At 38.0% G+C, this 5,003-nt stretch carries 6 protein-coding genes; 1 reads left to right on the top strand and 5 read right to left on the bottom strand.

Annotation, left to right across the window (positions count from 1 at the left end):
• The 4 genes from ACO1O5_RS10150 to ACO1O5_RS10135 all read right to left on the bottom strand — a co-directional run.
• The coding region (locus ACO1O5_RS10150) for a hypothetical protein (RefSeq protein ID WP_486269842.1) at positions 1–190 on the bottom strand (190 nt) is incomplete at its 3' end.
• A 17-nt stretch (positions 191–207) separates the two neighbouring features.
• Complete coding sequence (locus ACO1O5_RS10145) at positions 208–1,035, bottom strand: SAM hydrolase/SAM-dependent halogenase family protein (protein ID WP_486269840.1); 828 nt, start codon at positions 1,033–1,035, stop codon at positions 208–210.
• Positions 1,036–1,238: 203 nt separating this feature from the next.
• A complete protein-coding gene (locus tag ACO1O5_RS10140; protein ID WP_486269838.1) occupies positions 1,239–1,478 on the bottom strand; it encodes a hypothetical protein in 240 nt (79 codons plus the stop codon).
• A 110-nt stretch (positions 1,479–1,588) separates the two neighbouring features.
• On the bottom strand, positions 1,589–2,320 hold the full coding sequence (locus ACO1O5_RS10135) for an LOG family protein (protein WP_486269836.1): 732 nt from the start codon (positions 2,318–2,320) through the stop codon (positions 1,589–1,591).
• Positions 2,321–2,436: 116 nt separating this feature from the next.
• On the opposite strand from ACO1O5_RS10135, the gene ACO1O5_RS10130 reads away from it, so the two are divergent.
• Positions 2,437–3,702: an NRAMP family divalent metal transporter gene (locus ACO1O5_RS10130; RefSeq protein WP_486269834.1), complete on the top strand. Its 1,266-nt coding sequence runs from the start codon at positions 2,437–2,439 to the stop codon at positions 3,700–3,702.
• A 2-nt stretch (positions 3,703–3,704) separates the two neighbouring features.
• On the opposite strand, the gene ACO1O5_RS10125 is transcribed toward ACO1O5_RS10130, so the two are convergent.
• Positions 3,705–5,003: alpha-ketoacid dehydrogenase subunit beta (locus ACO1O5_RS10125; RefSeq protein ID WP_486269832.1), on the bottom strand; the 1,299-nt coding region annotated here is incomplete at its 5' end.

Genomic DNA, 5,003 nt, shown 5'->3' with positions numbered 1-5,003 from the left:
TTACATCTTTATATGTCCATTTTTGCTTGTCAGATGACTGCAAAGAAATGTATGCATTGTCCGAAAGTATTTCCACACCATCCGGCATTTGAATAAGCAGGTTCTTTTTATCGCCGGCCTTTGTGAAATCGGCAATTAATAATCCGGCGAGTGTGAGAGACGATATTTTAAGAAAGTGTTTGCGATGCATATAAATGAAAATTATACCTATTCAAAATAAACCTTCACCGTTTGATACAACAGCCGGTTTTGCATATACTGGGTTTGCATATTTACTTTTTCCGAATAGCCTTCCAGTCCAAACAAACCTGCCGCATTTCCTTTGTTGACGGCTATTTCAAGGTAGTTGGCCGAATTGAACAAAGCCAGCTTTTCGCTTTCGTGTACGTCTGCATACGTTTCGCTGATCTTTTCTATTACCTCATCTCTTTTAAAAACTATTTTAAAACTCCTGCCGCGGCGTTGCTCTTCAAATTCTTCTTTGGTGATATTGATGATAACATTTTCAAAATTATCAATGAAGATAATTTGTCCTTCAATAAATTTTGGTCCCAGCAAGGGCCTCAATGGATTTTTAGTTTCAATCGATACACTGTTATCTCCTATTTCGTCCATCGTTTTTCCATCAAGAATTTGCTGATATGCCTTTCCAAATACAGAAGCGCAGTATAATGTGTTCTTTTTCTCAGAAGGCCGCAATGGAAGTGCGACAATCTTTTCCGGAACTTCTTCGAGTATCATTGTTATTAGGCCGTTATCAGCACAACCGATATATTGATTGTTATGTTGAATCAACAACAAGTGATCAGGCCGTTTATCGAACAGATTTACCAGTACGATATGAAAAGTGTTTGGAGGAAAATTTTTTATTGCATTGCGGCACACATAAGCCGCCTGTGGATAATTAAAGGGGGAAAGCTCATGTGATATGTCAACAATGTTGAAACTATCGTTCACCTGTAGTAACTGGCCTTTTATGGCTCCCGTTAAAAAATCCTGTCGTCCAATATCAGATGTGAGCGTTATTAAAGGCATTCAAATTTTGTTACGGAATTCTCAAAAAATTAAAAGGTAATAAAAAGCGATGAACGAAGATATATTTACTTCACCAATTGACCATTTTTGACCAAAAACTTTCTTTATAAATTACCAGTTTTCAGTTGACAAGTTATCCACCTGTGCTATTACAATTCATGTTGGCAAAAATAACAGCGACTTGGTTGTTATAAAAGCTATTTTTATTTCGGCTTAACAAGCAGGGCATATATAACATACAACCATCCCAATATACCATGAATTATTGCCCAGAGAATTGATTTATTTCTGCTCCACGAAACAACTACAGCAATTATAGTTCCCAGCCCAACCGAGGGACCGATATAAACAGGTTGCATGTAGCCGTTATAGTTAGTTCGTGTTGCACACGCCGCCAGAAAAAATGCGCAAAAAATAACTGAAGGAAGTATTTTATGTTTCATGATTTTTTATTTCTGATTGTGATTGATACTTTTTGTTTTGAATTACTAAGCCATATTTGACCATCAACCTGGTATTTTCATCGCTGATATCAAAATGCTGAATTCCATTTTTATCTCTTCTCCAAAAATCCCCAGAATGGTTTTTTTGGCTGCATATATTTTAGCCCAAATGCCATGATACTTTTCTCTTTAATATAGGCGATTGTATCATCTATCGAATCTGTTACAAAATAAAGTTTCTCATCATCGGATGATATGGTACCCACCTGGCACATGCGATTGGTGTGTTCCAGTATCTTCCTATAAAAATCCTTATCAAAAATAATGATGGGAAAGGTGTTTATTTTTTTCGTTTGAACCAATGTCAAGGCTTCAAAAAATTCATCCAGTGTGCCGAAGCCGCCCGGCATTACAATAAATGCGTAGGAGTATTTTATCAATAATGTTTTTCTAAGAAAAAAATATTTAATATCCACCCATTTATCAAGGTAAGGGTTGCGATGTTGTTCACGTGGTAGCACGATATTACATCCTACACTCTTGCCACCTACATCTTTTGCTCCACGGTTCGCTGCTTCCATAATACCAGGACCGCCTCCGGTCATAATTGTAAAACCCAATTTTGCAATTTCACCGGAAAGCTTTCTGGCCTGCTGATAATATTCATGATCTTCTTTAAATCGTGCCGAGCCAAATACGGTAATACAGGGGCCAACAAAATGTAACGCCCTGAATCCTTTAATAAATTCAAAAAAAACACTCAATGCATATTTAAAATCTTTCAACCTATCCTGGGGTCCCTCGAGGAATTTAATTTCTGTTTTTGTCTTTTTCTCAATCAATTAAAACTCATTTTGAAAATTAAAAATAAAATCAACCAAATATAATTAAATAGGTGTGCCAAATAATTTAAGTTGTGAAGATTTTGAGACAATTATGATTTAAAAATAAGCGTTGCATGAATTCAATAAAAAAAACTGAAACTGACTTAAAGGATTATATTAAATCGCTTGGGCCAGGTTTAATAACTGGCGCAAGCGATGATGACCCGTCTGGTATAGCCACCTATTCGCAGGCGGGTGCTGCCTTCGGACTTGCAACGCTATGGACTGCATGGATTACCTTTCCTTTAATGGCAGCTATCCAGGAAATGTGTGCCCGCATCGGCCTTGTGACAAGTAATGGCCTTACAAACGTTATTAAAACACATTACTCCAAAAGACTTTTATATATAATGTTGATTTTGAGTTTCCCTGCCATAACTCTTAATATTGGCGCTGACATTGCGGGTATGGGTGCCGTATCTAATCTTCTTTTCCCGGGTATTCCATCCTTTGCTTTTAGTATTCTTTTTACAGGATTACTTATGTATGTAATTATTCACTACTCTTATAAAAAACTGGCAGCAATTTTGAAATGGTTGTGTGTTGTATTGTTTCTTTATATAATTGTTCCATTTATCGTAACAAAAAACTGGAGCGTTGTTTTAAAAAACACTTTTATACCGTCCATTCATTTCAACCGCGAATTTTGCGAAATACTGGTTGCACTTTTGGGCACAACTATTTCACCCTATCTATTTTTTTGGCAGGCAAATATGGAAGCAGAAAACCAGGCTCAAAAGGAAACTCATATAGTTGTCAATAAATTTTTCCTGCGCAGAATGCGGTCAGATGTTATTTCAGGAATGTTTTTCTCGAATGTGGTTATGTTTTTCATTATTCTTACAACGGGAGTGGTTTTATATAACGCGGGTATTCATCAAATAGATACGGTAGACCAGGCAGCCATGGCGCTAAAGCCTCTTGCCGGCAATCTTTCCTATTTATTATTTGCAGTAGGAGTTATCGGAACAGGGCTTCTTGCTATACCAGTGTTGGCTGGTTCACTGTCTTACATATTGGCTGAAACATTCGATTGGAAAGAAGGCCTTGATAAAAAATTCAGCGAAGCCAAAGGATTTTATATTACGATAATAATTTCGTTGCTTATTGGCTTGTTTATAAACCTTACAAAGATTACTGCCTTCCAGGCCTTATTTATTACTTCAGTTGTTTATGGCATAACAGCGCCGGTTTTGGTAGGCGTGATATTACACATTTGCAACAATAAAAAAATTATGGGTGATGAAACCAACGGCGCTCTTTCTAATGTTCTCGGTATAGCAACTTTTTTATTGATGTCAATTGCCGCCATTGCCCTTCTTTATTTTCAGTTCAATTAAACTTAGTAGGCAAGAATTTTTTTAACAACGACAGCAACTTTTTCTGCATTGGGCAACATGGCCTTTTCAAGGTTTACATTCATAGGAACTGCCGGCAAATTTAAAGCGCCTAATACTTCAACAGGCGCATCCAGAAAGCGAAAACATTCGTTTGAAATCCTTCCTGCAAGGGCTTCTGCAAAAGAATTGTCCTGCTGTTCTTCGGTAAGCACCAGGCATTTGCCATGTTTTTTCACTGATGAAAAAATCAACTTTTCGTCTAAAGGAAATAATGATCTCAGGTCAACAATTTCCAATTGGTTGTTAAATTTTTTTGCAGCTTCTTTGGCCCAGTATACACCCATTCCGTAAGTAATAATGCAACAGCTTTCACCATTTTTTATTTTTTCCTCATCAGCATGCATAATTATGTTGGCCTTACCTAACGGCAACACATAATCGCGGGAAGGTTCAACAGTTTTTGCTTCTTCCGTGCCCGGCACTTTACTCCAATAGAGGCCTTTGTGTTCCAGCATTATAACAGGATTAGGATCAAGAAATGCAGCTTTCATTAATCCTTTCATGTCTGCTGCATTTGAAGGATACACTATCTTAATTCCTTTAATTGAGAGAAGCAACCCTTCTATGCTTCCGCTATGATAAGGGCCGCCACCTCCGTACGCTCCTACCGGAACCCTGATAATGGTTTGTACCGGAAATTTTCCGCAGGTGAGATAACAACTTTTTGCAACTTCTGTTACCAGTTGGTTGATCCCGGGGAAAATATAATCACCAAACTGAACTTCAACAATTGGCTTTACACCGGTTGCAGCCATTCCAACAGTGGAACCTATAATATACGCTTCCTGGATAGCCGTATTAAATACGCGATGGTCGCCAAATTGTTCGGCTAAAGTAGCTGCTTCCCTGAAAACCCCTCCCAGCCTGCGGCCTACATCTTGTCCATATAAAACTGCTTCCGGGTATTCTTCCATAATTTCACGAATAGCAAATAATGCCGCATCAACCATTATTATTTTCTCTTGACCAGGCGGGTTTCGTTCTCCCTTTTCTTCAATAACTAATGTTGGGGCAAAAACATGTTCTTCAACTTTTGTCGCATCGGGATCAGCTGCTGCAACGGCATTTTTAAAATGTTCAGCAACTTCGGTTTTTGCAGAAGATTCAATTTCATCTAATTCACTTCCATATATACCGATTTCGGGTAAACGCTTTTTTAATTTAGGTAATGGGTCGTTCTCCGCATGCAAGGCAAGGTCTTCTGCAGACCGGTAAAACTCTCTTCGCACGCCACTGGTATG

This window comes from Ginsengibacter sp. (assembly GCF_057362405.1).
The sequence above is the reverse complement of the archived record's forward strand: the minus strand, read 5'-3'. Positions and strand labels throughout refer to the sequence as shown.